Source organism: Mesorhizobium sp. INR15 (assembly GCF_015500075.1).
GTDB lineage: Bacteria > Pseudomonadota > Alphaproteobacteria > Rhizobiales > Rhizobiaceae > Mesorhizobium.
This window is the reverse complement of the sequence record NZ_CP045496.1, coordinates 6,422,875-6,448,621: the sequence shown is the minus strand read 5'-3', so window position 1 is coordinate 6,448,621 and position 25,747 is coordinate 6,422,875. Positions and strand designations below refer to the sequence as shown.

Below are 25,747 nucleotides of genomic sequence, written 5' to 3'. Positions count from 1 at the left end.
CATCGAATAAAAGCCGCCGGTTTCGAGTTAGCGGCATGGGACGGCGTTTTGACGGGATTGCCCGATCGAATTTTCGTGAAAATGCCACTGAAGCAATATGCTGTTGAAGGTGGTTCATGGCCGAAGTGATTGACGGAAAAAGCGTCGCCGAAGACGTGGTGGGGACGGTCAAGGCACTGACGGCTGAACTCGTCGCGAAGGGCAAGGCAAAACCAGGCCTCGCCGTGGTGATCGTTGGTGAGGATCCGGCGAGCCAGGTCTACGTCGCCTCCAAATCCCGCACCGCCAAGGAATGCGGTTTTCACTCGGTTCAGCACACGCTGCCGGCCGAAACCTCCGAAAAGGCATTGCTCGATATTATCGGCGCGCTCAATGCCGACCCGGCCATTAACGGCATCCTGGTGCAACTGCCGCTGCCGGCCCATATCGACGCCGGCAAGATCATCCAGACCATCGCGCCGGAGAAGGATGTCGACGGCTTCCACTTCATCAATGTCGGCAAGCTCGGCACTGGTGAACTGGAGACAGCGTTCGTTCCTTGCACGCCAGCCGGGTCGATGCTTCTGATCGAGCGCGTGCGCGGCAAGGACCTGTCCGGTCTCAACGCGGTTGTCGTTGGCCGCTCCAACATTGTTGGCAAGCCGATGGCCAATCTTCTGCTCGCGGCCAATTGCACCGTCACCATCGCGCACAGCCGGACCAGGGATCTGCCGGCACTGGCCCGCACTGCCGATATCCTGGTCGCTGCCGTCGGACGGCCTGAGATGATCAAGGGTGATTGGGTTAAACCAGGCGCTACCGTCATCGACGTCGGCATCAACCGCATTCCGGCGCCGGAGAAGGGCGAGGGCAAATCCCGCCTGGTTGGCGATGTCGCCTATGCCGAGGCGGCCTTGGCTGCTGGCGCCATCACGCCGGTTCCCGGCGGCGTCGGGCCGATGACCATTGCCATGCTGATGGCCAATACGTTAGCCTCAGCCTACCTTGCGGCCGGATTGAAACGGCCCTCCTTCTGAGAGCGCCAGCTTTGCCGAACCCCCCTGTTTCTGTAGAACGGTCGGTCATGAGTGACCCCGTTCAAGGCGGCCGGCAATTCGCCTTCCTGCTGGTCGACAAGTTTTCGATGTTTTCGCTTGCCGCCGCGATCGACACATTCCGCTCGGCGAACCGGCTGCTCGGCCGCGATTTCTACGGCTGGACCACGGTCTCGGCCGATGGCGATCCCGTCATGGCCTCCAATGGCCTGCCTCTCAAGATCGACTACAGCGTTGCCGACCTGCCGCCGGTCGACATCCTCTTTGTCTCGGTTGGCCTGACGACGGAGTTTCCCGGCAAGAGCAAAGTGCTGGCGGCACTGCGCAGCTGGGGCCGGCGTGGCAACGCGCTCGGCGCGCTGTCGGTCGGGTCCTATCTGCTCGCCGAGGCCGGGCAGCTTGAGGGCTATCGCTGCACCATCCATTGGGAGAACCGCGCCGGCTTCGTCGAGCGGTTTCCGGACATCAACTGCACCGGCAATGTCTTCGAGATCGACCGCAAGCGTTACACCTGCGCCGGCGGCACCACCTCGATCGACCTCATGCTGGAGATCGTGCGCGGCGATTTTGGCTCGGGCCTGGCCAATGGTGTCGCCAATCAGTTCCAGCATGAGCGCATCCGCTCGGCGGGCGACCGCCAGCGCGTCGGCCCTGAACGCGACCTGACCGGTAAATCCGAAAAGCTGCGGCGCATCGTCGAACTGATGGCCGATCATCTCGACGAGCCGCTGTCGGCGGTGCAACTGGCCAAGTCGGCGGGATTGTCGGTGCGGCAGGTGGAGCGCCTGTTCCTGCGCCATCTCACCGTCACGCCGGGCCGCTACTACATGCGGCTGCGGCTGGAGCGGGCGCGCGAACTGCTGCGCCAGACCAATATGCCGATCCTTGACGTGGCGATCGCCACCGGCTTCACCTCGCACTCCTATTTCGCGCAGAGCTATCGGCTGCAATTTGGCCGGCCGCCCTCGGAAGAGCGCCGCACGACTTATTGAACCTGAACCGGTTGTTGACGGCGACTCCCGGGCTTGTGTCCTGACGCGGCGTCAAATAGCTTCCTTTTCGCGGACCAAGGGGCTCACTCAGGAGATTTAGATGGCGGGATTTGCACGGAGCGTCGCTGCGGCGATCCTCCTGTTTTGTATGACGACGGCTGGCTTTGCCGCCAACCGCGTCATCATCATTCTCGATGCTTCCGGCTCGATGTGGGCTCAGATCGACGGCAAGCCCAAGCTCGAGATCGCCCGTGAGTCGCTCAGGACCGTGTTGCAGTCGATCCCGACCGATGAGGAAATCGGCTTCATGGCCTATGGCCATCGGGAGAAGGGCAGCTGCGATGACATCCAGCTGATCGTGCCGCCGCAGGCGGGTTCGGCCAGTGCGATCTCGGCTGCCGCCGACAGTCTGAAATTCCTCGGCAAGACGCCGCTGACGGCAGCCGTCAAGCAGGCGGCCGAGGCGTTGAAATACACCGAGGACAAGGCCACCGTCGTTCTCATCACCGATGGGCTCGAGACCTGCGGCGGCGATCCTTGCGCGCTTGGCAAGGAACTCGAGGCATCCGGCGTCGACTTCACGGCCGACGTGGTCGGCTTCGGCCTGACCGCCGACGAAGGCAAGCAGATCGCTTGCCTCGCCGATAATACCGGGGGCAAATATATCCAGGCTTCCGACGAGAAGGCCCTGCAGGAAGCGCTTGTCGAGACGGTGGCTGCACCGGCGCCAGCCCCAGCACCCGAACCAGCGCCTGCACCGGCCCCTGCGCCAGCGCCTGAAAAGCCCGAATTCAACTTCCTCCCGACCGTCGTGCTGGCCGAAGGCGGCGATCCCGTTACCGATGGCAATGCCTGGGAAGTCTACAAGGCGAAGTCCGACGGTACGCGCGGCGACAATGTCACCACCGAGTATGGAGCTTACAAGGCCAATCTGGAGCCGGGCGACTACATCATCGTCGCTCGTGACGGTGAAGCGAAGACTGAGCAGAAGGTCAAGATCGCGGAAGGCCAGGTGGCGAAGCCGCTGTTCACGTTGAATGCCGGCACGCTGATCCTGCATCCCCGCCCGAGCCAGGGCGCCGATATCGCCAGCGGCGCGGCTGTGGTTGTCGCCTATCCTGGTGCTGCTTCGCCGCCGACTTACTATGGCGACACGAAAGCGGTGTTCCCTGCCGGCGATCAGAAAGTGACCGTGACGCTTGGCAGCGGTTCGATCACCGAGACCATCAAGTTGGCAGCTGGCCAGACGGTCGAGAAAGACATGATCGTTGGTGTCGGCCATGTCGTCGCCAACGCCTACTATACCGCCGGCGGCGACAAGGCCGATGGCTCGGGCGTCGGCTTCAAGATCTTCAAGGCGAAGAAGAAGATCGATGGCACCAGGGAGCAGGTCACCTATGCCTATGGTCCTGACAGCCCCTTCGACCTGCCGCCGGATGACTATGTGGTCATCGCGACGGTCCAACTGGCCGATGTCGAGCAGCCCTTCACTGTCAAAACCGGCGAATTTCTCGACCTGAAGGTCGCCATGAATGCCGGTGTGCTGGCAATCACGGCGCCCGGCGCTTCGAAGATCGAGATCTTTGATGTGAAGAAGGACATCAACGGCAACCGCAAGTCGATCGGCTACAATTACGACGCGGCGTTCCAGACCACGCTGCCGGCTGGTGATTATGCAATCGTCGCCGATACGTCCGACAACGGTACGAAGGAAGGCACGGCGACCGTCAAGGCCGGCGAGCGCGTCGAAGTCACCGTCAAGTAGCGGCACCACTTCTGTACGAAAAAGGGCGGCCATGAGCCGCCCTTTTTCATTCCAGAACAGGAATCCCGTCAGGCGTTGCCGAAAGCGCTGGCGCCATGATCGGCGCGGCTCACCAACTGCCGGAAGCCGGCGAAAAGCTCGCGGCCGAAACCGAATTCGTTGCCGGTGAGGTCGGCATCCGCCGTACGGCGCAACGCAAAATCCCCAGCCGGCACCAGCACTTCCAGCGTTCCGGCGTCGGCGTCCAGCCGAATGATGTCGCCCTCATGGATCCTGGCGATCGGCCCCTCCTCGACGGCTTCCGGCGTGACGTGGATTGCCGCCGGCACCTTGCCGGAGGCGCCAGACATGCGCCCGTCGGTGACCAGCGCCACATGCTGGCCGCGATCCTGCAGAATGCCAAGCACGGTGGTCAGCTTGTGCAGTTCCGGCATGCCGTTGGCTTTCGGACCCTGGAAGCGGATGACGGCAATGAAGTCGCCGGTCAGGGAACCCGCCTTGAACGCGTCGTTCAACCCCTGCTGGCTGTCGAACACCTTGGCCGGAGCCTCGATGATCCGCCGCTCCGGCTTGACCGCCGAAGTCTTGATGACGGCGTGGCCGAGATTGCCCGACAGCACCTTCAGGCCACCGGTCGCCTGGAACGCCTTGCCGAACGGCGCCAGCACCTTCTCGTCGCCGCTCACGCGTGGGGAAGCCTCGCGTAGCACGCTGCCATCCGCGCCGAGCTTCGCTTCGACCGCGTAGGGCCGCAGGCCTTCGCCCCAAACGGTCTGGACGTCTTCGTGCAGGATGCCTTCATCAAGCAGCTCGCGGATCAGGAAGCCGAGCCCGCCGGCGGCGTGGAAATGGTTCACGTCGGCAAGGCCGTTCGGGTAGACCCGCGCCAGCAGCGGTACGGCTTCCGAAAGGTCGGAAATATCCTGCCAGGTAATGGCGATGCCGGCTGCCGCCGCCATGGCGATCAGATGGATTGTGTGGTTGGTCGAGCCGCCTGTCGCGTGCAGCCCGACGATACCGTTGACGATCGAGCGCTCATCGATCATCCGGCCGGCCGGCGTATAGGCGTTGCCGAGCGCCGTGATCGCCAGCGCACGCTTCGTCGCTTCCCGGGTCAACGCCTCGCGCAGTGGCGTGCCGGGGTTGACGAAGGAGGCGCCCGGCGTATGCAGGCCCATGATCTCCATCAGCATCTGGTTGGAATTGGCCGTGCCGTAGAAGGTGCAGGTGCCGGGGCCATGATAGGATTTGGACTCGGCCTCGAGCAGTTCGGGCCGTCCGACCTTGCCCTCGGCATAGAGTTGGCGGATCTTGGCTTTCTCGTCATTGGGCAGGCCTGATGTCATCGGCCCGGCGGGGATGAACACGGCCGGCAGATGGCCGAAGGTCAGCGCGGCAATCACCAGTCCGGGCACGATCTTGTCGCAGACGCCGAGATAGACGGCGGCGTCGAACATGTTGTGCGACAGGCCGATCGCCGCGGACATGGCGATCACATCGCGGGAGAACAGCGACAGTTCCATGCCCGGCTGGCCTTGTGTGACGCCGTCGCACATCGCCGGCACGCCGCCGGCCACCTGGGCGATGCCGCCGGCTTCGCGGGCAGCATCCTTGATCAGCGCGGGATAGGTCTCGAACGGCTGATGCGCCGACAGCATGTCGTTGTAGGAGGTGATGATGCCGAGGTTAGGCACTTTGTCGGCGCCGAGCGCCACCTTCTCTGAAGGGCTGCACACCGCGAAGCCGTGGGCGAGATTGCCGCAGGACAATACGGCCCGGGCGGCGCTGCGGCTGGATGCCTCGGCGATGCGGCCGAGATAGGCCTCGCGGCCCGGCTTCGAGCGCAGGCGGATACGATCGGTGATGGCTTCGATGTCGCGTCTGGCGGTCATGGCGGTCGGTCCTTTTCAGGTCCCGGAACACCTTCCAGCGCTCGCCGGGACCGTCGGCAGTTCAGATCAAGGGGCCCAGAAAACCTCAACGGGCCTCGGCGAAGCATCGAACACGGCGCGGATAGGCTTCCGCGCTCCGGGTCCCATTGCACTCTCGAAGGCGGTGCGCTTGTCTTCGCCTTCGATATGCAGCGCCACGAACCCGGCATCGATGATGCGTGCCAGTGAGAGCGTCAGCCGGGGCTCGCCGGCGCTTACCGCGTGAACCGGCAGCACGATGCGCTCCGAAGATGGATCGAGCAGCTTTGCCAGGTCATCGGCGTCGGGAAAGAACGAAGCGGTGTGGCCATCGCCCCCCATCCCGAGCACGACGGCATCGAGTGGCCATGCCAGCGACCGGAGCGCGGAATTGTCCGCCGCCGCGGCATCCTCGATGCTGATGGCCTCATGGTAGAGCGGCACGAAACGCGCGGCTGCGGCCGCGTTCTGCAACAGGTTGGCGGCAACCAGCCCAGCGTTGGAACGCGGCGAGGAAGCCGGCACAAAGCGCTCGTCGACCAGCGTCACCGTTACCTTGTCCCAGGCAACAGGCAGCGCGGAAAGCGCGGCAAAGAACTTCGCCGGTGTCGTGCCGCCGGAAACGGCCAGCAGGGCTGTGCCGCGCTCGGCAATCGCCTTTGTCAGCTGGCCAGCAACGCGGCCGGCAAGTGCCGCCGCCAGTTCAGGACGATCGGGAAAGCCGTTCCAGCTGTAGCTGGCGCTCGTCAATTGCTCTCGTGCCATGTCCGTCCGTCACGTTCGATCAGCGCGATGGAGGCCGACGGCCCCCATGTGCCGGCGGTGTAGCCCTGCGCCTCTTGTCTCGCGCTTTCCCAGGCATTCTGGATCGGGTCGATCCATTTCCAGGCGGCCTCGACCTCGTCACGGCGCATGAACAGGGTCTGGTTGCCACGGATGACATCCATGATCAGCCGCTCATAGGCGTCAGGCGCACGGCCGTCGAAGGACTGGGCAAAGCTCATGTCGAGCGGGATCTGGCGCAAGCGCATCCCGCCTGGGCCTGGATCCTTGATCATGATGAACTGCTTGACGCCTTCGTCGGGTTGCAGCCGGATGACCAGTTGGTTGGCGAAGATCGGCCCGGCGGTGTCGCCGAAGATGGAATGCGGGATCGGCTTGAACTCGATGGCGATTTCCGAAACGCGGGTCGCCAGCCGCTTGCCGGTCCTGAGATAGAAGGGAACGCCCGCCCAGCGCCAGGTGCCGATCTCGGCTTTGATCGCGACGAAGGTCTCGGTGTCGCTGTCGTGGGCAAGCTCCTCGACATAGCCTTTCACCGGGCCTCCGGCGGAAGCGCCGGCGCGATATTGGCCGCGCACGGTGTGTTTGGGCGCTTCATTGCCGTTGATGCGCTTCAGCGCTCTCAGCACCTTGAGCTTCTCGTCGCGCACCGCGTCGGCGTCCATCGATGACGGCGCTTCCATCGCGACGAGGCAGAGCAGTTGCAGCATGTGGTTCTGCACCATGTCGCGCAGCGCGCCGGCCTTATCGTAATAGGTGACGCGATCTTCCAGGCCGACCGTCTCGGCCACGGTGATCTGCACGTGGTCGATATGGGCGGAGTTCCACAGGGGTTCGTAGAGTGCGTTGGCGAAGCGCAGCGCCATCAGGTTCTGCACCGTCTCCTTGCCGAGATAGTGGTCGATGCGGAAAATCTGGCTTTCGTGGAAGTCATCGCCGACCAGATCGTTCAGCGCGCGCGCCGACGCGAGGTCGCGGCCGATCGGCTTTTCCAGCACGATGCGCGAGGTCGGCGTGATCAGCTTGTGTTCCTTGAGCTTGTGCGAGATGTCGCCAAACAGCGCCGGTGACACAGCCAGGTAAAAGGCGCGGATAGTCTCGCTGTCGCCGATCGCTTTCTTGAGCTTGTCGAACCCAGCGCCGGTCGTCGCATCGGCCGAGATGTAGGAAAGGCGGGCAAGGAAGGTCTTCAATTCCTTGGCGTCGATGTACTCCGGTTTGACGTGGTCGGAAATCGCCTGCTTGGCGAAGGCCTGGAATTCCTCGTCGGTCATTTTCGAGCGCGAGGTGCCGATGATGCGCGTCGGTTCGGAGAATTGGTGGTCGCGCTGGCGGTGGTAGAGCGACGGCAGCAGCTTGCGCTCCGACAGGTCGCCGGTGCCGCCGAAAATGATGAAGTCGAAAGGGTCGACGGGGATGATCTGGCTGGTCATGGTCTGTCCGCTTTGACGCCGGTCGCTATAACGCGGCTGATATAATCTAATCGATTTAAATTTTCCAGTGCCATGGTGTCACATCGGGACCAATCACTCGATATTGATTCGGTCCAGATGTGCGCTTGACACTGACGCTACCGGGAGGCTTGTCGGCAAGTGGAGGCTTTCGGCAGCGTTCGCAGTTGCAACATAGAACGTGAATGTGACGAAAGCTAAGGGAGAAATCGAGGCGCGGCGTCTGCCGTGGCCTGGCTGCGACAGCTTGCGGGATGATCGTCATGAGCGGGAAAACAATGCGTCTGGAAAACAAGGTCGCCATCATCACCGGAGCGGCATCGGGTTTTGGTGAAGGTATGGCCAAGCGCTTTGCGGAAGAGGGAGCCAGGGTTGTCGTCGCCGACCTCAACGCAAAGGGTGCCGAGCGCGTTGCCACCGAGATCGGTGACGCCGCGATCTGGACCCAGACCGATGTCTCGTTGCGGTCCGAATTCGACGAAATGATCTATGCCGCGAAAAGCGCCTTCGGCCGCATCGACATCATGGTCAACAATGCCGGCTACACCCACCGCAACGGCGATTTGCTGGATGTAGACGAGACAACCTTCGACCTGATCACCGCCGTCAACATGAAAGCGATCTATCATGCCGCGCTTTGCGTGGTGCCGATCATGGAACGGCAAGGTGGCGGCGTCATCCTGACCACGGCTTCCACAGCTGGGTTGCGGCCACGTCCCGGCCTCACCTGGTACAACGCGTCGAAGGGCTGGGCGATCACCGCCACCAAATCGATGGCCGTGGAGCTGGCGCCGAAGAACATCCGCGTCAACTGCCTTTGTCCGGTTGCAGGCGAGACCGGCATGCTGGAGAAATTCATGGGCGCCGACACGCCTGAGATCAGGGAGAAATTCCGGGCATCCATTCCACTTGGCCGGCTTTCGACGCCGCTCGACATCGCCAACGCCGCACTATGGCTGGCCTCGGATGAGGCCGCATTCATTACCGGCGTGGCGCTGGAAGTCGATGGCGGCCGCTGTATCTGAGATCGTTCTGGACTGTCAGGCGCCCGGCTTGATGTAGCTCTTGTATATCCAGCCGTGCTTGCCGTTGTAGACGATCTCGCACCACTTCTTGCAGTTCATCACCTGCACCGAGGTTCTGGCGGGTACTGTGCCGATAGCGGCGGCACCCTTCTTCGGACCGCTTCGCATGGTCACGGCTCTCAGGATGCGCCCCGTGCTGGCGGCGGCCATCTTGCGCGACTTCGCCTTGGGCGGATTGTCGTCAGTTGCCGCAGCGGGCTGCTGCGCCGGCACTTCCGGTTGTATGGCGGGGATGGCGGCGGTCTGTGCGCCGTCGGCAGAGCCGCCTGTCGCGCCCTTGTCGGGTTTCGCGACCTTGGCGAGCTCTGTGTCCGCATCGGTTTCGGCTGCTGGCTTGGCGAATGCCGCGGCCGGTTTGTCCGCCGTCTGGTCAGTCTGGTTCGCCGCTTGATCGGAAGCCGGCGCCGCGGTCTCAGCCTGCGGCTTGGTCCAGCGGGGATCGTTGGCGGCCAGCACATTCACGCTGGCCTTCGCCGCGGCCATTGTCGGTGCAACCTTGTCGGACTTGCGCGCCGCCTGGGGCGCGGCGACGGCCGCAACCGAAGTCGTGGCCGAGGTGATCTTCGTCGTTTTCACCGGAACCGTGGGGACGGTCTGCTCAGGGCTGGCGAGTGCCTGCCTGTCGTTGGATGGCAATGCCAGCCACAACGCCACCGCTGCGACGCTCAGAAGCGCTGCGGTGCCGATCGCGGCGATCACCAGATGCGAGTTTGACCGGACTTCTTGCCAGAATGTTGGTCGCGTGTCGTAACCGAATTGCATGGCGAAGCGCCGTCGTTCCGGCGTGCCGAAACTGAAGGGCTCTTTCACTCTTGCCACCTCCATATAGGGCCGACGTTCTTCAATCACATGCCGGAAGTCAGGCGTTCGATCAGCGTCAGTCCCAGAACCAAAAGCGGGCACGCCCGCAAAACTTCCCCGCTTACTTACCCACGGCTGGCATCATTCGCCCGCGATTGTGGCATCAGTGCGCCCTTGTTAAGAATTCCGCAATCGGTCGTTGTCGCGTTGTGCGGGCATCCCGCGCAACGATACTTTGGCATCTCGGTTTATGATTTCCAAAAAATCGGGGTCGATTTCGGGACTCTGCCGGTTAGATTCTGTCGCGCAGCGCGAACCAGTTGAGAGCCAGGAAAAGCAGTGGTGCACGAAAGCGGCGGCCACCGGGGAACGGCGGGATTTTCAGGTCTTCGATCAGTTTCAGCCGATCGCGGTTGCCGGCAACGGTCTCGGCATAGAGTTTGCCGAAGAAGTTCGACAGCATCACGCCGTGGCCAGAATAGCCGCCAACCGAAATCACATTGGGCATCACTTCGCGCACGAATGGTTTTCTAGGCACAGTGATGCCGACATAGCCGCCCCAGCCATGTGTGATCTCGACATCCTTCAACGCTGGATAGAGTTCCGTGATCTGCCGGCGGATATGGATGTGGATGTCCTTCGGATCGTTGACGCCGTAGACTTCACGTCCACCGAACAGCAGCTGCCCTTCTTTCGAGCGGCGGAAGTAGCGCACGACGAAACGTGAATCGTCGACAGCCTCACCACCTGGCAGCACCTTTGAATCCGTTCCCAGCGGCACCGTCGCGCCGATGAAAGAGCCGATCGGCATGATATGCGCGGCGCTCGATGGCTCGAGCGTGCCGCCATAGGCGTTGACGGCGATCAGGCATTTCTGCGCGGTGATCATGCCCCTTGGCGTCGAAACCTTGACCTTGCCGCCACTGGAGATGATGCCGGTCGACTGTGTCTGTTCGAACAGCTGTGCGCCGGCCTCGGCCGCCACCCGCGCCGTGCCGATCACCAGTTTCATCGGGTGGATATGGCCGGTGCCTGTGTCGCGCGTGCCGCCGAAATAGGCGGTTGAACCCAGCCGTTCCGCCGTCTCCCTCGCATCCATGAACGAGATATGCGGATAGGAAAAACGGCTCGCCATGATCTCGGCATGCGCCTTGTAGTCGTCGACAAAGCGCGGCTTGTGCGCCACCGACAACTGCCCGGGCATGTAGTCGATCTCGATCCGGTTGGCAGCGGCGAACTCGATGAGGTGCGCCTTCGCCTCTTCGGCAAGATCGAACAGCGCCTTGGCGCGCGACAGGCCATATTCGGCTTCCATCTCCTCGGCCCAGGCGCGCTGGCCCGTGCCGAGCTGGCCGCCATTGCGGCCCGACGCACCGTCGCCAAAGCGGCACGCCTCAATCAGCACGACATTGGTGCCGGCCTTGGCAAGATGCGTTGCCGCCGACAGCCCGGTAAAGCCGCCGCCGATGATGACGACGTCGCATGTCCGATCGCCATCCAGCGCCGGATATTCGGGTCTTGGTCCGGCGGTGTCCTCATACCAGGAACGGCCGGGTGAAATCGGGGATTGGTAAGGCATGAGAAAGTCCTGGACTGGGCAGTAGGGCAGTAGGGCAGTAGGGCAGTAGGGCAGTAGGGCAGTAGGGCAGTAGGGCAGTAGGGCAGTAGGGCAGTAGGGCAGTAGGGCAGTAGGGCAGTAGGTGTCTATTCCGTCGACAGTTTTCGGATCAAAAGCCGCAGCAATTTGCCAACGCTCTCGCACCGATCCATCAATGGTTCGACCGCGTGACGCGGCGCGATTCCGACCCGCTGTGCGATCAGCGGATGCGTCTCAAGCTCCTTGAGCGATCCCTGGGCGATCCTGAGAAATTGCTGATAGGTCGCCCGGCTCTCTCGACCGTAGCCTTCAGCCATATTGGCGGGCACCGAGGATGCGGCACGGCGTGCCTGACCCGTCATTCCATAGAGCTCGTCCTTCGGCCAAGCCCTTGTGGTTTCGTAGACGGATACCGCCAGGTCCATAGCCTGCTGCCAAACGATCAGATCCCTGTAGGATTCAACCTTGGCCGCCATCCACTGCCCTACTGCCCTATTCCCTTACTGCCTCGCTAGACATTCAGCAGCAGATATTCCCGCTCCCACGGACTGATCACTTCCATGAAGGTCTCGAATTCCGCCCGCTTGATCGCCGCGTAGGTGGCGGCGAAAGACTTGCCGAGCATGCCGCAGAGTTCTTCGTCGCCCTCGAACAGGTCGACGGCTTCGAGCAGACCGCGCGGCAGGTCGATCTCGTCCGCGTTGGCGGTTGTCAGGACCGGCTGGTCGGCCTTGAGCTTGTTGGTAATGCCGATCAGGCCGCAGGCGAGCGACGCGGCCAGCGCCAGATAGGGATTGGCGTCGGAGGATGGGATGCGGTTCTCGACGCGCCGCGCCGCCGGATCCGAGCGCGGAACGCGGAACGCCGTGGTGCGGTTGTCATAGCCCCATTTGTTGTTGACCGGAGCCGATGCCGCCTGCGTCAGCCGGCGATAGGAATTGACGTAGGGCGCGAACATCACCAGCGCGTTCGGCACGTGTTTCTGCATGCCGCCGATGAAATGGAAGAAGGCGTCGGTTTCCGAGCCGTCCTCGGCCGAAAAGATGTTCTTGCCGGTTTTCTTGTCGATGATCGACTGATGGATATGCATGGCCGAGCCAGGCTGCCCCTGGATCGGCTTGGCCATGAACGTGGCGTAGATCTCATGCTTCAGCGCCGCTTCGCGAATGGTGCGCTTGAACATGAACACCTGGTCAGCGAGTTCGATCGGGTCGCCGTGGCGCAGGTTGATTTCAAGCTGGCCGGCGCCCTCCTCATGGATCAGCGTGTCGATCTCGAGGCCCTGGCTCTCCGAAAAATGGTAGATGTCGTCGATCAGCTCGTCGAATTCGTTGACGCCCGCGATCGAATAGCCGGCGCCGCCGCCGATCGCTCGTCCCGAACGCCCGACAGGCGGGGTCAGCGGATAGTCCGGATCTGGGTTTTTGCGCACGAGATAGAATTCGATCTCGGGCGCCACCACCGGCTTCAGGCCCAGCTTGTCATAGGCGGCCAGCACGCGCTTCAGCACGTTACGCGGTGTGAACTCCACCGAGCGGCCGTCCTGGTGGACGAGGTCGCAGATGACCGCGGCGGTCGGGTCTTCTTCCCAGGGCACCACGGTCAGCGTCGAAAGATCCGGCATCAGCTTGAGGTCGCCGTCATCCTCCGGATAGTGGAAGCCGTTGCCGTCCTCGGGGTAGCCGCCGGAGATTGTCGTCATGAACACCGCCGAAGGCAGTGCCAGCGAGGTGTTGGAGGTGAATTTCTTCGACGGCATCATCTTGCCGCGCGCCACACCGGCCTGGTCGGGCGTGATGCATTCGATATCCTCGATGCCACGCCATTCAAGCCACTCGCTGACTTCCTTCCAGTTCTTCACGCCACGTTGATTTTTCACGAAGGCAGGCGTGCGGGTGCGTCCTCCGCGGCTCGACGGACGGACTTCCTTTTTTGCAGGCGGCATCATTCACCAGATTGGGTTGCGGATTTTGGAGTATAGCCGTGCCCGGTATGAGAAGGGAAGGGGAGCCTGGTCAGGCATTCGCCGGCGCAGCGCGGAATTGTCAAAACCGGCTCCCATTCTGGCGGTTCATGCGCTAGTTCTAGGCCTCCGATTTCAATTTCGAAGACATTAAAATGCGACACGATGGCAGACTGACCACGATCGGCTTCGATGCAGACGACACGCTGTGGCAGAACGAACAGTTCTTCCGCATGACCGAGAAGCGCTTTGTCGCGATGCTCGCTGATCATGGTGATGAGACGCTGATTTCGGCCCGTTTGCTCGAGGCCGAGAAGCGCAACCTCGCCATCTACGGCTTCGGCATCAAGGGCTTTACCCTGTCCATGATCGAGACGGCGATCGAGGTCACCGAAGGACGCGTGCCCGCCAAAACCATCGCCGAAATTCTCGATGCCGGCCGCGATATGCTCAGCCATCCAATCGAGGCATTGCCGCATACGCGCGAAACCGTGGAAAGGCTTGCTGGCGATTATCAGCTTGTGCTGATCACCAAGGGCGACCTCTTCGATCAGGAGCGCAAGCTGGCGCAATCGGGCCTCGGTGATCTGTTCGACGCGGTCGAGATCGTCAGCGACAAGAGCGCGGCCAGCTACGTCAGGATCTTCAACCGCCTTGGCGGCGGTCCCGAACAAAGCATGATGGTTGGCAATTCACTGAAATCCGACGTGGTGCCGGCGATCGAGGCCGGCAGCTGGGGCGTCCATGTGCCGCATGAACTGACCTGGGTGCTGGAGCGTGTCGAGGCGCCCGTTGAAGAGCCGCGATTCCGGGAGATATCCGATCTGGGACAACTGCCAGGGCTGATCGAAAGCATTGTGAAGGCCAGTTGAGCCCAAGTCTCGACTGAAGTCTCAACGCTTGATCAGACGATCGATCACCGGTTGCAGCCGTTCGGTGGTGATTGGCTTGGCGACCACCACATCGACAACGCTCGACAGGCCCAGGCTCTCCGGCGTGCCGGTCTTGTTTGACAGCAGGATTACCGGCGGGTGAGATTTGCCTGAGGCTCGCCGCAGCGCATCGATGCCGGACAACAGCCCGTCGCAGTCCGTGTTGTCGGCGCCGCCATCGAGGATAATCGCGCCTGGAATGAGCGACCGCAAGGTTTTTGCCGCCATATCAGGCGAATCCGAGACCGGCTTGAGCCCGGACCGTTCAACAATCTTCGAAACCACCACCCGGTTGATTGGCGATTTTCCCACAACAAGCACTTGCGACATATCCCTGAGTGCCTCGGCACCCGCGTCGCGGCCTGCCAAATTCAGGTGTCTTGCTGTCTCGGTTTCACGATTCACTGGGCACCCAAATCAGCCAAGGCGCTCGTCCCCATTTCAATGCAGAGTTGAAATCTGGCGGACAAATGGCGTGAGATCGGGGTGCATGTCAAGTTGAAATGGAAGGCTCGGAAACTGCTCCCAGCTGAATCTATTCTTGCTTTACTAATGTACTGTTCTGTCTACAAAGTCATTTGCGTAAAAATAAAATTCACCTGCGCAGAGGTTGCGCAGGTGAATGGCTTGGCGCGACGACTCGAGCGTGCCCGATCAGCCGTGGGGTTGCTGGGTAACGATCACCGGGATCAGCAGATCGCCCCAGTTCCCGTCTCCGCCATGATGTCTGGCCGAGCGCACGAGCTCCACCGAGACGCCAGCCTCGACCGCCTTCATGACAGACTGGTTGAGCCTGTGCAGGTCGTTTGCAAGCATGCGGATCGTCGCCTGCTGGTCGACACTCATGGTGGTCGACTGTTCCTCGGCTCTTTCCTTGACGCGGCTTATCGATGCCATTGGTCTTCTCCTCGGGTGGTTGTTGTGCCCTTTGGGCGTTTCCTCTGTTTTCGGTATTCCGGCTATTCGGCGGCCGGTTTGAACTGGGCGTGCTCGGTCGATTCATGCATGGCGGTGGTTGAAGACTGGCCGCCGGTGATCGCCATCGACACCGCGTCGAAATAGCCGGTGCCAACCTCGCGCTGATGCTTGGTCGCGGTGTAGCCATTGGCTTCCGCGGCGAACTCCGCCTCCTGCAACTCGGAATAGGCCGACATCTGCCGGGCCTTGTAGCCGCGAGCCAGTTCGAACATGCCGAAGTTGAGCTGGTGGAATCCAGCCAGCGTGATGAACTGGAACTTGTAGCCCATGGCGCCGAGTTCCTTCTGGAACTTCGCGATCGTGGCGTCGTCGAGATTCTTCTTCCAGTTGAACGATGGCGAGCAATTGTAGGCAAGCAACTTGCCCGGATGATGCTTGCGCACGCCTTCGGCGAACTTCTTGGCCTGCGCCAGATCGGGCTTCGAGGTTTCGCACCAGATCAGATCCGCGTGGGGCGCATAGGCGATAGCGCGGGCGATGCAGGGCTCGATGCCATTCTTGACGTGGTAGAAGCCCTCAACCGTGCGTCCGGCATCGTAGTTGACGAAGGGCTGGTCGCGCTCGTCAATGTCGGAGGTCAGCAACTTTGCGGCCTCGGCGTCGGTGCGCGCCACGACCAGCGTCGGCGTGCCCATCACGTCGGCGGCAAGCCGCGCGGCATTGAGGTTGCGGATGTGCGCCGCGGTCGGGATCAGCACCTTGCCGCCGAGATGGCCGCACTTCTTTTCCGACGCCAGCTGGTCTTCGTAATGAACACCGGCGGCGCCAGCCTCGATGAACGCCTTCATGATCTCGAAGGCATTGAGCGGGCCGCCGAAGCCGGCCTCCGCGTCAGCGACGATCGGCGCGAACCAGGTGTCGACCGAGAGCCCGTTGCCCTCGGAGGTCTCGATCTGGTCGGCGCGCTGCAGCGTGCGGTTGATGCGCTTGACCAGTTCGGGAGCCGCATTGGCCGGATAGAGCGACTGGTCGGGGTACATCGCCGACGCGGTGTTGGCATCGGCGGCAACCTGCCATCCGGACAGATAGATCGCCTTCAGTCCGGCTCGCACCTGCTGCATCGCCTGGTTGCCGGACATGGCGCCCAGCGCGTTGACGAAATCCTCTTCATGGATCAACTGCCATAACCGGTTGGCGCCCATTTCGGCGAGGCTCTGGCGGATCTGCACCGAACCACGCAACCGCTTCACATCTTCGGGGGAGTAGGGCCGTTCGATGCCGTCAAAGCGCCCTTCAGGCGCCGAGGGAACGAGGTTGTAAAAATCAGTCATTGTCAACTCCGAAGGGCTTCTGCAGTTTGGAGCAGGCGCGGTCTTCTTTGGCGTCTGCATATGACTGAATTTACATTGCGCTGCGAAATGAGCGAGGAAATTCGCGAAAACGCGCGGTAAATAAGGGAAAACCTGTGTTGTGTTTGACAGGAAACCTCTGTAAATTTGTCATTGTTGTAAAAATCGCGGCGTTGGCGGTCAGCGAAAATCGTGTAAATTTCTGTCAAGGATAGCCGAATGGCCGATCAGAAGATCTTCGCGGGGCCGCGCATTCGCCGCATCCGCAACGCCAAGGGGCTGACCCAGACGGCGATGGCCGAGGGCCTGGGGATCTCGCCGTCCTATCTCAACTTGATCGAGCGCAATCAACGGCCAATCACGGTGCAACTGATCCTGAAGCTGGCATCGGTCTACAAGGTCGATCCGCACGAGTTGCAAGGGGAGGCCCGCGGTTCAATTGCCGCATTGAAGGAAGTGTTCAGCGACCCGCTGCTGGTCGGCGAATTGCCCGGCGATCAGGAGTTGATCGAGATCGCCGAGGCAGCGCCCAACGCGTCCGCCGCGGTGATAAAACTGTTCCGCGCCTATCGTGAGCAGGCCGAGCGCCTTTCCGATCTCAACGAGTTGCTGGCGCGCGAGGGCAGGGCAACGGCACTGTCGGGCGCCCGCCTGCCGATCGATGAAGTCCATGAGATTTTCGAACGCCGGCCGAACCATTTCGCGGCGCTCGAAGAAGAGGCCGAGGCCTTCACCGCCGTGCTCAACCCTGGCGATGATCTGTTCGGCGCGCTGAAGGCCTGGCTGAAGCGCGAATACGGCATTGTGGTCAAGGTGCTGCCGGTTGCCACCATGCCGAACTGGCGCCGCCGCTACGACCGCCATTCGCAGCGCCTGTTTCTTTCCGAGCGTCTGTCGCCGTTTGACCAGTTGCGCGAAGTGGCGATGGAGGCGTGCCTGATCCGCATGACGGTCGCGGTTGCCGGCGAGATCCAGGCGCTGAAGCTGACCACCGACGAAGCGCGCCGCCTCGCCCGCTTCGAACTCGGCCGATATGCCGCCCATGCCTTGATGATGCCCTATCAGGCCTTCCATGCCGCGGCCCTCCGCGCGCGTTATGACATCGACGTGCTGCGCTCGCGTTTCAGCGTCTCTTTCGAGCAGGCGGCAAACCGGCTGACCATGCTGCAGCGGCAAGGCATGTCGGGCGTGCCGTTCTTCATGCTGGAAGTCGACAATGCCGGCAATCGCTTCCGCAAGGCAGGCAGCCAGGGATTTCCACAGAGCCGCTTTGGCGGCGGCTGTCCCAAACTTCCCGTGCACGTCGCCTTCACGCAGCCGGGGCAGATTTTCGTCGAGGCGCTGGAAATGCCTGACGGCGCCGAGTTTCTCTGCGTCGCGCGTACGCTGGAAGGGCCGCAAGGCGCGTTCTCGGAACGCCCCCGCCGCACCGCGCTGCTGCTCGGCTGTGACATTGGTTTTCGTGACGAGATTGTCTATGGCGCCGCGCTGCCTGGCTCTGCCGCCGCCGGAAAGGCCGGCCAAGCGGCAGTCTCGGCCACACCTGTCGGGCCTGCCTGCCGGCTGTGCGAGCGCGTCGGTTGCCTGGCGCGTGCCGAACCCCCGGTGACCCGGCCTCTTGGCCTCGACGAGATGGTGACGGGCTTGAGCGTCTTCGATTTTCAGTGAGGTTGTGACGAGGCGCCATCGTCTTTGCCACAATTGTCGCTTGTCAGTGGATCACGCCTGGCAACTGTCTTTGCGCTACGCGAATAGGGTACGTTCTTGTCGTCCCTTGTGCATCGTGCCGTTCACAAAACCTCGACAGTCGCGCCCATGACCGACACCGCACCACCGACGATTGCTGGCCCGCCGACCGTCCCGCAACGGGAGGAGCGCATCGGCTTTCTGCTGGTGTTCCTGTCGGCACTGATGTGGAGTTTCGGTGGCACCATCGCCCGCTTCATCACGGTAGGCGACAGCTGGACGGTCATATTCTGGCGTTCCGTGTGGGCCGCGGCTTTCCTGCTTTGCTTCATGGTCTGGCGCGACGGTTTGCGCGGAACGCTGAAATTGTTTCGCGACATGGGCTTCCCCGGCCTTGCCGTTGGCCTCTGCTTCGCCACGGCATCAACCTCATTCGTGGTTGCCCTCGCCTACACCACCGTTGCCAACATCCTGTTGATGCAGGCCGGCGTGCCGCTGCTGGCGGCATTGTTTGCCTGGGCGCTGTTTCGCGAAAGGGTGGCTGTGGCGACCTGGGTGGCGATTGCCGCCGTCATCGCTGGCGTCGCCATCATGGTCTCGGAATCGCTCGATGGCGCCGTGTCTCCGGTCGGCGATGGGCTGGCACTGCTGATCGCCTTCATGTTCTCGATCGCCACCGTCATCACCCGCCGCTTTTCCAGCGTGCGCATGACGCCGGCCACCTGTCTCGGCACAATCCTTGCAGCAGGCTTTGCCGCCTCGCAGGCGTCGACCTTCGCCGTCTCGCCTGGCGACATGGGCTTTCTCTTTGCTTTCGGTGTGATCAATCTTGGCCTCGGCCTCGCCTTCTTCGCCACGGGTGCACGGCTCATCCCGGCAGCCATTGCCGCACTGCTTGGCACCTTCGAACCGATCCTCGGTCCGATATGGGTCTGGCTCATCCATTCCGAGGTGCCGTCAGGGCGCACCATTCTTGGTGGCGCGGTGGTGGTGACGGCACTGCTCGTCCATATCGGGCTTGAGTTCAAGCGCCAGACGCGGCCGGTGCGGCCAGGAGTCACCGGCGTGCCCTCACCGAATTGATGAGCCGCTGAAGCTTTGCCATTGACAACCTCGCTGCCGGGCGGGCAGGCTGAGACTACGGCAACAACAAGACAGGCGTATCTTGCCAAGTCTCCCCGCCGGCCCGATTGAGACCGGACCACATTTTTGTATTTCAGCATGCGCAGCGGCGAAGGCTTCTGACGGCATCGCAACGCCATCCAGCCCAGGACAGCAATTGGAAGCTCGTGTTGGTCGCGGCTGCCGCCGGCGCGGCAATTCAAGCTTGTCGGATACCGGCAAGCTCCATAGTCTGAAACAAATGCCCGGCTGCGCACAGTACGCGACAAGCCGGCGAAGGAACACTCACCAAAGGAGAATAGCATGATCCGCAAAGCGCTCTGGCTTTCGGCTACTTCGGCGTTTCTGACGCTTTTCACGCTCGGCTCGCATGCCGAGGACCGTGTCCTTAATGTCTACAACTGGTCGGACTATATCGATAGCTCAATCATAGATGACTTCACCAAGCAAACCGGCATCAAGGTCGTCTACGACACCTTCGATTCTAACGAGATCCTGGAGACCAAGCTGCTTGCTGGTGGCAGCGGCTATGATGTTGTCGTGCCCAGTGCCAATTTCCTCGCGCGCCAAATTCAAGCCGGCGTGTTCCAGAAGCTGGACAAGTCGAAATTGCCGAATATCTCCAACATGTGGGATGTGATTTCGGATCGGACCAGCAAGTATGATCCCGGCAACGAATACTCGGTCAACTACATGTGGGGCACGGTTGGCATCGGCTACAACATCAAGAAGGTTCAAGCCGCCCTTGGCACCGACAAGATCGACAGCTGGGATGTGTTTTTCAATCCTGAACAACTGGCCAAGCTGAAGGATTGCGGGGTCTATGTTCTTGACTCGCCAGCCGACATCATTCCGGCAGCGCTGAAGTACCTCGGCCTCGATCCGAACAGCACATCGCAGGATGATATCTCCAAGGCGCAGGATCTTTTGCTTAAAGTCCGGCCTTTTATCCGCAAGTTCCATTCTTCGGAATACATCAACGCGCTGGCCAATGGTGACATCTGCATGGCGGTGGGTTGGTCGGGTGACGTATTCCAGGCGCGCAACCGCGCTGTCGAAGCCAAGCAGGGCGTCGAGATCGGCTATTCCGTGCCCAAGGAAGGCGCCCAGATGTGGTTCGATCAGATGGCCATTCCCGCTGATGCCCCGCATGTCGCCGAGGCCCATGAATTCCTCAACTACATGATGAAGCCGGAAGTCATCGCCAAGTCGTCGAACTATGTACTCTACGCCAACGGCAACAAGGCTTCGCAGCAATTCGTCGACAAGGCGCTGCTCAATGATCCGTCGGTCTATCCCGACGAGGCGACGGTAAAGAAGCTCTACACAGTGGCCCCTTACGATCCCAAGACCCAGCGTGTCGTCACGCGCAGCTGGACCAAGATCGTTACCGGCCAATAAGCAATTTGGACGTGGCCCCGACAGTCATCTGTCGGGGCATTTTTTCTTTTGGGGCAAAAATAAGAGACGGAGTGGGACATGAAATCGCTTGGCAGCATCCGCAGGGATTTCGCGCCATGGAATGATCCGAACGCCAAGCCATACATACAATTCGAAAACGTGACCAAGAAGTTCGGCGACTTCACCGCCGTCAACAATCTGTCGCTGACCATTTTCGAACGCGAATTCTTCGCGCTGCTTGGCGCCTCCGGCTGCGGAAAGTCGACACTGCTCCGGATGCTCGCCGGCTTCGAGGAACCGAGCGCCGGCCGCATCCTGCTTGATGGCCAGGATTTGCGCGGCATCCCTCCCTATCGCCGGCCGGTCAACATGATGTTCCAGTCCTATGCGCTGTTCCCGCATATGACGGTCGAGAAAAACATCGCCTTCGGCCTCAAGCAGGACGGCATGCCCAAGCCCGAGATCGCGGCGCGTGTCGCCGAGATGCTGAAGCTGGTCAAGCTCGAGCAGTTCGCCAAGCGTAAGCCGCACCAACTCTCCGGTGGCCAGCGCCAGCGTGTCGCACTGGCCCGCTCGGTGGCCAAGCGGCCGAAAGTGCTGTTGCTCGACGAGCCGCTTGGCGCGCTCGACAAGAAGCTGCGCGAGGAGACGCAATTCGAATTGATGGACATGCAGCAGACGCTGGGCCTCACCTTCGTTGTCGTTACCCACGACCAGGAAGAGGCCATGACCATGGCCGACCGCATCGCCATTCTCGAAAAGGGCGAGGTGATGCAGGTCGCAACGCCCGCCGAAGTCTATGAGGCCCCGACTTCGCGCTTTGTCGCCCATTTCGTCGGCAACGTGAACATGTTCGAGGGCAAGGTCTCCGAACGCATCGCAGGGTCGACACTTATGACGGGTGCCACCGGCGCTCAGATCGTCGTTGACAACGCTGGCGCTGCTTCGGCGGGATCCGACATCGTCTTCGCCATTAGGCCGGAGAAGATCAAGATATCATCGAAGAAGCCGGCCGATGCCGTCAATGCGCTCGAAGGCGAGGTCTATGACATCGCCTATCTTGGCGACATGACCGTCTATCACGTCAGGCTGGATGACGGTCAGATGGTGCGGGCAAGTTCCATGAACGCCGCACGCGTCACCGAGGATCCGCTGAGCTGGAATGATCGCGCCTGGGTATCGTTCCGGCCGGATGCCGGCGTCGTGCTGACACGGTAGGGGGCGATCATGTCGAACATCGCCATCGCCGACACGGCCTCTTCACCGGTCGCGGCAGAGCCCTTCCTGTCCCGCCTGGGCGCCGGCTTCGTCAGCCGGCTCGTCATCCTCATCCCTTATGTGTGGCTGCTGTTCTTCTTCCTCGTCCCCTTCATCATCGTCTTCAAGATTTCACTGTCGCAGACGGCGATCGCCATGCCGCCCTATACGCCTGTGCTTGACTTCAAGGATGGCGTCTCCGGGTTCTTCGGCGGCTTCAGCGCGCTCAACTTCGACAATTACGTCTGGCTGACGCAGGACGCGCTCTACTTCAACGCCTATGTCACCAGCGTGATCATCGCCGCGATTTCGACGATCCTGACCTTGCTGGTTGGCTACCCCATCGCCTATGGCATGGCGCGCGCACCGGCGACGATCCGCCCGACCCTGCTGATGCTGGTCATCCTGCCGTTCTGGACGTCGTTCCTGATCCGCGTCTACGCATGGATCGGCATCCTCAAGCCCGAGGGGCTGCTCAACCAGTTGCTGCTGTCGCTGCACATCATCAATCAGCCCCTGATCATCCTCAACACCTACACGGCGATCTTCATCGGCATCGTCTATTCCTACCTGCCATTCATGGTGCTGCCGCTCTATTCGTCGCTGGAAAAGATGGACTACTCGCTGGTCGAGGCGGCCAAGGATCTCGGCTGCCCACCGACCGCGGCGTTCTGGAAGATTACCTTTCCGCTTTCCATCCCGGGCGTTATCGCCGGCTGCCTCCTGGTGTTCATCCCCGCCGTTGGCGAGTTCGTCATCCCCGACCTGCTTGGTGGCTCGCAGACGCTGATGATCGGCAAAACATTGTGGAACGAGTTCTTCGCCAACCGTGACTGGCCGGTTTCGTCGGCGGTTGCCGTCATCCTGCTTCTGCTCTTGACCGTGCCGATCATGATCTTCCAGCAGGCCCAGGCGAAGGCGCAGGAGCAAGACAAATGAACACGACCTGGAGCCGCTTCAACATCACCTCGATCGTGCTTGGTTTTGCTTTTCTCTACCTGCCGATCGTGCTGCTCATCGTCTTCTCTTTCAACGAGTCCAAGCTGGTCACCGTCTGGGGCGGCTTCTCGACCAAATGGTATGTCTCGCTGTTCCACAACCAGGGTTTGATGGACGCTGCCTGGGTGACGGCGCGCGTCGGCGTTATCTCCGCCACCGTGGCGACCGTGCTCGGCACGCTGGCGGCACTGACCTTGACGCGCTACACGCGCTTCAGGGGCCGGCTGCTGTTTTCCGGCATGGTCTTCGCGCCGCTGGTCATGCCGGAAGTCATCACCGGCCTGTCGCTGCTGCTGCTGTTCGTTGCCGTCGGGCTCGACCGTGGCTTTCTCACGGTCACACTTGCCCATATCACCCTGACAATGTGCTTTGTCGCGGTCGTGGTGCAGTCACGCCTGGTCAGCTTCGATCGGTCGCTGGAAGAGGCGGCGATGGACCTCGGCGCGCCGCCGGTGAAGACCTTCTTCCAGATCACGCTGCCGGTCATCCTGCCGGCGATCGTCTCCGGCTGGATGCTGGCTTTCACGTTGTCGCTGGACGATCTGGTCATCGCCAGCTTTACCTCCGGCCCGGGCGCCACCACGCTGCCGATGAAGATCTACAGCCAGGTCCGCCTTGGCGTGACACCAGAGATCAACGCCGCCTGCACGATCCTGATCGCGGTTGTTGCCGTCGGCGTCATCATTGCTTCGCTCGCCAACAAGCGCCGCGAAGTCCAGCGCCAGCGCGACGAGCGAGCCGCGCAGCGGGGGTGACGTCCACAATATCCGTGGAGGTGGCCAGCCGTCGGGGCTGGTCTATTCGCCGGAAACGCCGCGGCTTATCGGTGAGATGAAGGGCGTGCTCCACGTCCCGCCGACGAAGAAGGACGACTGGTTGGGTCCTTGGGTCTTGGTCTGCGCGGCGGTCTGGTCCGACTGGATAATGCCGCCCGACAAGGCCAGTCCTCGGCCGGCATAGGAGGCGATGCCGGACAGCCAGAGCTTGTACTTTGCCGAATTGGCTTCTGCCTTGTCGATCCTTGCCACGCCTTTCGAGATCGTGGCTTTGATCTCGGCCCCGTCGATAGGCAAGGTACCGTCCGAAACATCGTCAAGCGCGAAGAAGCCGCCTTGTTCGGTATGCTTGAGGAACGCGGGAAGATTGAGTGCGCTGAGCGCGCCGGGGCCGAAGGTCGCCGAAACCGAGCCGTCGGCATTCTCGAAAACGGAATCCCACGCCTTTCCCGGCCCCTTGAGAATTACGGATACGGTTCCGGTGCCGATCGGCACCAGCCGCGTCATTCCTGCCGCCGTGCCGAAAGCGCCGCCATCGATATCGGACGCCAGAAGCCGTATCTCAACCTGCGTGCCCTCGGGCTTGCGATCGAAACGAAGGCTGCTCTGGATGTTGCCGCCGAAGGCCGAAGCATCCGAGATATCGAAGACCGAGAGCCCGTCCTTGACCTGGGCCGTGGCGGCGACGTCGGCAAGCTGGATGGCGCCGGCGGTGGCGTGCGCGGCGGACACGCGAAGATCGAGATTGACGCGGTCGGCGAAGCTGGTGTCGACCTCGTCAGGCGCCGTCGTGCCGGTGGCTGGCGCCAAAGGCGTGAAGGCGGAAAGAAACGAGCGCAGGTCAAGCGTGTCGAAGGCGAGCGTGCCCGAGATCACCGGCCGGGCTTCGCCGTAGGAGAAGTCCAGCGCACCCATGCCCGGATTGTTGTCCAGGGCTATCGCGGTGTTCTCGAATTTGACACGGCCGGCAGCCGCCGAGACCTTGCTGGAGATCGAAACGGAGCCGATCGCGGCGCTCGGAGCGATGCCGGCCTTTGCCCATTCGAGCACGCGCCGCAGCGAAGGTGCCGAGAATTTAGCCTGGCCGTCGAAATAGGCGTTGTCGGACATGCTGGCCACGCCGTCGAAAGAGAAGGTGGCGGGAGCCGCCTTGAAAGACAAGGTGAGGGGAGCGGTGCCGCCCGCGAACAGCACAAGCGGCTTTGGCGAGGCGGCATCGACAGCGATGCTTTCGCCGCGCCAGATACCGGTTGCCGACAACGTCGCGTTGCTGTTCATCGCCGCCCAACTCGCCTGGCCGCTCAGGCTGCTGAGGATTTCGTCATCCTTGCCGCCAACGGAAGCCACCATGCGGCCGTCCCTGAATTCCACCGTGCCGAAGGCGTCAGCCGGCAGCTTGTCGAGATCCGGTTTGGCGGGATCGGCATTGACCACGCCGCGAGCCGTGTCGATGGAGCGCGTGATGCGCCCGCCGGTTGGCTGCGCCGGCAGGAACAGCCCGTTGGCGGTGCGCTGAACCCTGATTGTCGGCCGCACCAGCCGTGCTGTCGAAAACGCCACATCGCCGCGCAAGGCTGCCATGGCGGAAAGGTCGATCTCGACCCGTTCGGCCTCGATCACCGGTGGCGCGTCGGTTTCAGTCCATTGTGAAAGGGTTACGTCGGACAGGATGGCACGGAACTTCGGCCAGACCTCAATCCGCGGCGAGCCCTCGATTGTGACCCTGAAACCGCTCCACGCGCTCATCTCCCAGGCGATGCGGTCGCGCACGAGGCGGGTGGACGCGATCAGGGGCAGCGCGGCCACGACCAGCGCGATGACGATCACGGCAACGCCGATCGCCCATACTCCGCGCCGGATCAAAGATGATGGCATATTGCCCCGTATGCTTCCATTCCCACAAAGATCGCCCGACGGGTGTAATCC

At 61.9% G+C, this 25,747-nt stretch carries 22 protein-coding genes; 11 read left to right on the top strand and 11 right to left on the bottom strand.

Annotated elements, in window-relative coordinates; all coding sequences use genetic code 11:
- Positions 1 to 116 precede the first annotated feature (116 nt).
- From folD to GA829_RS31290, 3 genes are all read left to right on the top strand, one after another.
- Positions 117 to 1,016, top strand: coding sequence for a bifunctional methylenetetrahydrofolate dehydrogenase/methenyltetrahydrofolate cyclohydrolase FolD (gene folD, locus GA829_RS31300; protein ID WP_195176394.1), 900 nt, complete (start codon positions 117 to 119; stop codon positions 1,014 to 1,016).
- A gap of 47 nt (positions 1,017 to 1,063) precedes the next feature.
- Positions 1,064 to 2,026 carry a GlxA family transcriptional regulator gene (locus GA829_RS31295; RefSeq protein ID WP_195176393.1) on the top strand — a complete coding sequence of 321 codons (963 nt, stop codon included), beginning with the start codon at positions 1,064 to 1,066 and terminating at the stop codon, positions 2,024 to 2,026.
- 100 nt (positions 2,027 to 2,126) lie between these two features.
- Positions 2,127 to 3,791, top strand: a complete 1,665-nt coding sequence (locus GA829_RS31290; protein WP_195176392.1) for a vWA domain-containing protein — start codon at positions 2,127 to 2,129, stop codon at positions 3,789 to 3,791.
- A gap of 68 nt (positions 3,792 to 3,859) precedes the next feature.
- Here the strand turns inward: GA829_RS31290 and edd are convergent, their stop codons facing one another.
- The 3 genes from edd to zwf all read right to left on the bottom strand — a co-directional run bounded on the left by edd (position 3,860) and on the right by zwf (position 7,917).
- Positions 3,860 to 5,683, bottom strand: a complete 1,824-nt coding sequence (gene edd, locus GA829_RS31285; protein WP_195176391.1) for a phosphogluconate dehydratase — start codon at positions 5,681 to 5,683, stop codon at positions 3,860 to 3,862.
- A gap of 66 nt (positions 5,684 to 5,749) precedes the next feature.
- Positions 5,750 to 6,466 carry a 6-phosphogluconolactonase gene (gene pgl / locus GA829_RS31280; RefSeq protein WP_195176390.1) on the bottom strand — a complete coding sequence of 239 codons (717 nt, stop codon included), beginning with the start codon at positions 6,464 to 6,466 and terminating at the stop codon, positions 5,750 to 5,752.
- Positions 6,448 to 7,917, bottom strand: coding sequence for a glucose-6-phosphate dehydrogenase (gene zwf, locus GA829_RS31275; RefSeq protein WP_195176389.1), 1,470 nt, complete (start codon positions 7,915 to 7,917; stop codon positions 6,448 to 6,450). Before zwf ends, pgl begins: the two co-directional genes overlap by 19 nt.
- Positions 7,918 to 8,213: 296 nt before the next feature.
- Here zwf and GA829_RS31270 point away from each other — a divergent pair, with 296 nt between their 5' ends.
- Positions 8,214 to 8,960: an SDR family oxidoreductase gene (locus tag GA829_RS31270; RefSeq protein ID WP_195179880.1), complete on the top strand. Its 747-nt coding sequence runs from the start codon at positions 8,214 to 8,216 to the stop codon at positions 8,958 to 8,960.
- A gap of 15 nt (positions 8,961 to 8,975) precedes the next feature.
- Here the strand turns inward: GA829_RS31270 and GA829_RS31265 are convergent, their stop codons facing one another.
- From GA829_RS31265 to GA829_RS31250, 4 genes are all read right to left on the bottom strand, one after another.
- Complete coding sequence (locus GA829_RS31265) at positions 8,976 to 9,830, bottom strand: SH3 domain-containing protein (RefSeq protein WP_258052026.1); 855 nt, start codon at positions 9,828 to 9,830, stop codon at positions 8,976 to 8,978.
- 283 nt (positions 9,831 to 10,113) lie between these two features.
- Entirely contained in the window at positions 10,114 to 11,400 is a 1,287-nt protein-coding gene (locus GA829_RS31260) for an NAD(P)/FAD-dependent oxidoreductase (RefSeq protein ID WP_195179878.1), read from the bottom strand.
- A gap of 125 nt (positions 11,401 to 11,525) precedes the next feature.
- Entirely contained in the window at positions 11,526 to 11,894 is a 369-nt protein-coding gene (locus GA829_RS31255) for a four helix bundle protein (RefSeq protein WP_195176388.1), read from the bottom strand.
- Between the two features lie 35 nt (positions 11,895 to 11,929).
- Complete coding sequence (locus GA829_RS31250) at positions 11,930 to 13,366, bottom strand: glutamine synthetase family protein (protein WP_195176387.1); 1,437 nt, start codon at positions 13,364 to 13,366, stop codon at positions 11,930 to 11,932.
- A 170-nt stretch (positions 13,367 to 13,536) separates the two neighbouring features.
- On the opposite strand from GA829_RS31250, the gene GA829_RS31245 reads away from it, so the two are divergent.
- Positions 13,537 to 14,253: an HAD family hydrolase gene (locus GA829_RS31245; protein WP_195176386.1), complete on the top strand. Its 717-nt coding sequence runs from the start codon at positions 13,537 to 13,539 to the stop codon at positions 14,251 to 14,253.
- A 21-nt stretch (positions 14,254 to 14,274) separates the two neighbouring features.
- Here the strand turns inward: GA829_RS31245 and GA829_RS31240 are convergent, their stop codons facing one another.
- From GA829_RS31240 to aceA, 3 genes are all read right to left on the bottom strand, one after another.
- Entirely contained in the window at positions 14,275 to 14,643 is a 369-nt protein-coding gene (locus tag GA829_RS31240) for a response regulator (RefSeq protein ID WP_374940439.1), read from the bottom strand.
- Positions 14,644 to 14,967: 324 nt separating this feature from the next.
- Entirely contained in the window at positions 14,968 to 15,210 is a 243-nt protein-coding gene (locus tag GA829_RS31235) for an SMc00767 family acetate metabolism repressor (RefSeq protein WP_195176384.1), read from the bottom strand.
- A 62-nt stretch (positions 15,211 to 15,272) separates the two neighbouring features.
- Positions 15,273 to 16,562 carry an isocitrate lyase gene (gene aceA, locus GA829_RS31230; protein ID WP_195176383.1) on the bottom strand — a complete coding sequence of 430 codons (1,290 nt, stop codon included), beginning with the start codon at positions 16,560 to 16,562 and terminating at the stop codon, positions 15,273 to 15,275.
- A 237-nt stretch (positions 16,563 to 16,799) separates the two neighbouring features.
- On the opposite strand from aceA, the gene GA829_RS31225 reads away from it, so the two are divergent.
- From GA829_RS31225 to GA829_RS31200, 6 genes are all read left to right on the top strand, one after another.
- Entirely contained in the window at positions 16,800 to 18,248 is a 1,449-nt protein-coding gene (locus GA829_RS31225) for a helix-turn-helix domain-containing protein (RefSeq protein ID WP_195176382.1), read from the top strand.
- Between the two features lie 147 nt (positions 18,249 to 18,395).
- Positions 18,396 to 19,349, top strand: a complete 954-nt coding sequence (locus GA829_RS31220; protein ID WP_195176381.1) for a DMT family transporter — start codon at positions 18,396 to 18,398, stop codon at positions 19,347 to 19,349.
- 342 nt (positions 19,350 to 19,691) lie between these two features.
- Entirely contained in the window at positions 19,692 to 20,789 is a 1,098-nt protein-coding gene (locus GA829_RS31215; RefSeq protein ID WP_195176380.1) for a polyamine ABC transporter substrate-binding protein, read from the top strand.
- 78 nt (positions 20,790 to 20,867) lie between these two features.
- Positions 20,868 to 22,007 (top strand): ABC transporter ATP-binding protein, encoded by a 1,140-nt coding sequence (locus GA829_RS31210; RefSeq protein ID WP_195176379.1) that lies wholly within the window; start codon positions 20,868 to 20,870, stop codon positions 22,005 to 22,007.
- Positions 22,008 to 22,016: 9 nt separating this feature from the next.
- A complete protein-coding gene (locus GA829_RS31205) occupies positions 22,017 to 22,985 on the top strand; it encodes an ABC transporter permease subunit (RefSeq protein ID WP_195176378.1) in 969 nt (322 codons plus the stop codon).
- Entirely contained in the window at positions 22,982 to 23,800 is an 819-nt protein-coding gene (locus GA829_RS31200) for an ABC transporter permease (protein ID WP_195176377.1), read from the top strand. Before GA829_RS31205 ends, GA829_RS31200 begins: the two co-directional genes overlap by 4 nt.
- A gap of 42 nt (positions 23,801 to 23,842) precedes the next feature.
- Here the strand turns inward: GA829_RS31200 and GA829_RS31195 are convergent, their stop codons facing one another.
- The gene (locus GA829_RS31195) at positions 23,843 to 25,696 is read right to left on the bottom strand and encodes an AsmA family protein (RefSeq protein WP_195176376.1); all 1,854 of its coding nucleotides are present in this window, start codon (positions 25,694 to 25,696) and stop codon (positions 23,843 to 23,845) included.
- Positions 25,697 to 25,747: the final 51 nt, after the last annotated feature.

Coding starts and splice junctions, on each gene's coding strand:
- folD (WP_195176394.1), top strand. CDS start 117: ATGGCCGAAGTGATTGACGGAAAAAGCGTCGCCGAAGACGTGGTGGGG.
- GA829_RS31295 (WP_195176393.1), top strand. CDS start 1,064: ATGAGTGACCCCGTTCAAGGCGGCCGGCAATTCGCCTTCCTGCTGGTC.
- GA829_RS31290 (WP_195176392.1), top strand. CDS start 2,127: ATGGCGGGATTTGCACGGAGCGTCGCTGCGGCGATCCTCCTGTTTTGT.
- edd (WP_195176391.1), bottom strand. CDS start 5,683: ATGACCGCCAGACGCGACATCGAAGCCATCACCGATCGTATCCGCCTG.
- pgl (WP_195176390.1), bottom strand. CDS start 6,466: ATGGCACGAGAGCAATTGACGAGCGCCAGCTACAGCTGGAACGGCTTT.
- zwf (WP_195176389.1), bottom strand. CDS start 7,917: ATGACCAGCCAGATCATCCCCGTCGACCCTTTCGACTTCATCATTTTC.
- GA829_RS31270 (WP_195179880.1), top strand. CDS start 8,214: ATGCGTCTGGAAAACAAGGTCGCCATCATCACCGGAGCGGCATCGGGT.
- GA829_RS31260 (WP_195179878.1), bottom strand. CDS start 11,400: ATGCCTTACCAATCCCCGATTTCACCCGGCCGTTCCTGGTATGAGGAC.
- GA829_RS31255 (WP_195176388.1), bottom strand. CDS start 11,894: ATGGCGGCCAAGGTTGAATCCTACAGGGATCTGATCGTTTGGCAGCAG.
- GA829_RS31250 (WP_195176387.1), bottom strand. CDS start 13,366: ATGATGCCGCCTGCAAAAAAGGAAGTCCGTCCGTCGAGCCGCGGAGGA.
- GA829_RS31245 (WP_195176386.1), top strand. CDS start 13,537: ATGCGACACGATGGCAGACTGACCACGATCGGCTTCGATGCAGACGAC.
- GA829_RS31240 (WP_374940439.1), bottom strand. CDS start 14,643: ATGTCGCAAGTGCTTGTTGTGGGAAAATCGCCAATCAACCGGGTGGTG.
- GA829_RS31235 (WP_195176384.1), bottom strand. CDS start 15,210: ATGGCATCGATAAGCCGCGTCAAGGAAAGAGCCGAGGAACAGTCGACC.
- aceA (WP_195176383.1), bottom strand. CDS start 16,562: ATGACTGATTTTTACAACCTCGTTCCCTCGGCGCCTGAAGGGCGCTTT.
- GA829_RS31225 (WP_195176382.1), top strand. CDS start 16,800: ATGGCCGATCAGAAGATCTTCGCGGGGCCGCGCATTCGCCGCATCCGC.
- GA829_RS31220 (WP_195176381.1), top strand. CDS start 18,396: ATGACCGACACCGCACCACCGACGATTGCTGGCCCGCCGACCGTCCCG.
- GA829_RS31215 (WP_195176380.1), top strand. CDS start 19,692: ATGATCCGCAAAGCGCTCTGGCTTTCGGCTACTTCGGCGTTTCTGACG.
- GA829_RS31210 (WP_195176379.1), top strand. CDS start 20,868: ATGAAATCGCTTGGCAGCATCCGCAGGGATTTCGCGCCATGGAATGAT.
- GA829_RS31205 (WP_195176378.1), top strand. CDS start 22,017: ATGTCGAACATCGCCATCGCCGACACGGCCTCTTCACCGGTCGCGGCA.
- GA829_RS31200 (WP_195176377.1), top strand. CDS start 22,982: ATGAACACGACCTGGAGCCGCTTCAACATCACCTCGATCGTGCTTGGT.
- GA829_RS31195 (WP_195176376.1), bottom strand. CDS start 25,696: ATGCCATCATCTTTGATCCGGCGCGGAGTATGGGCGATCGGCGTTGCC.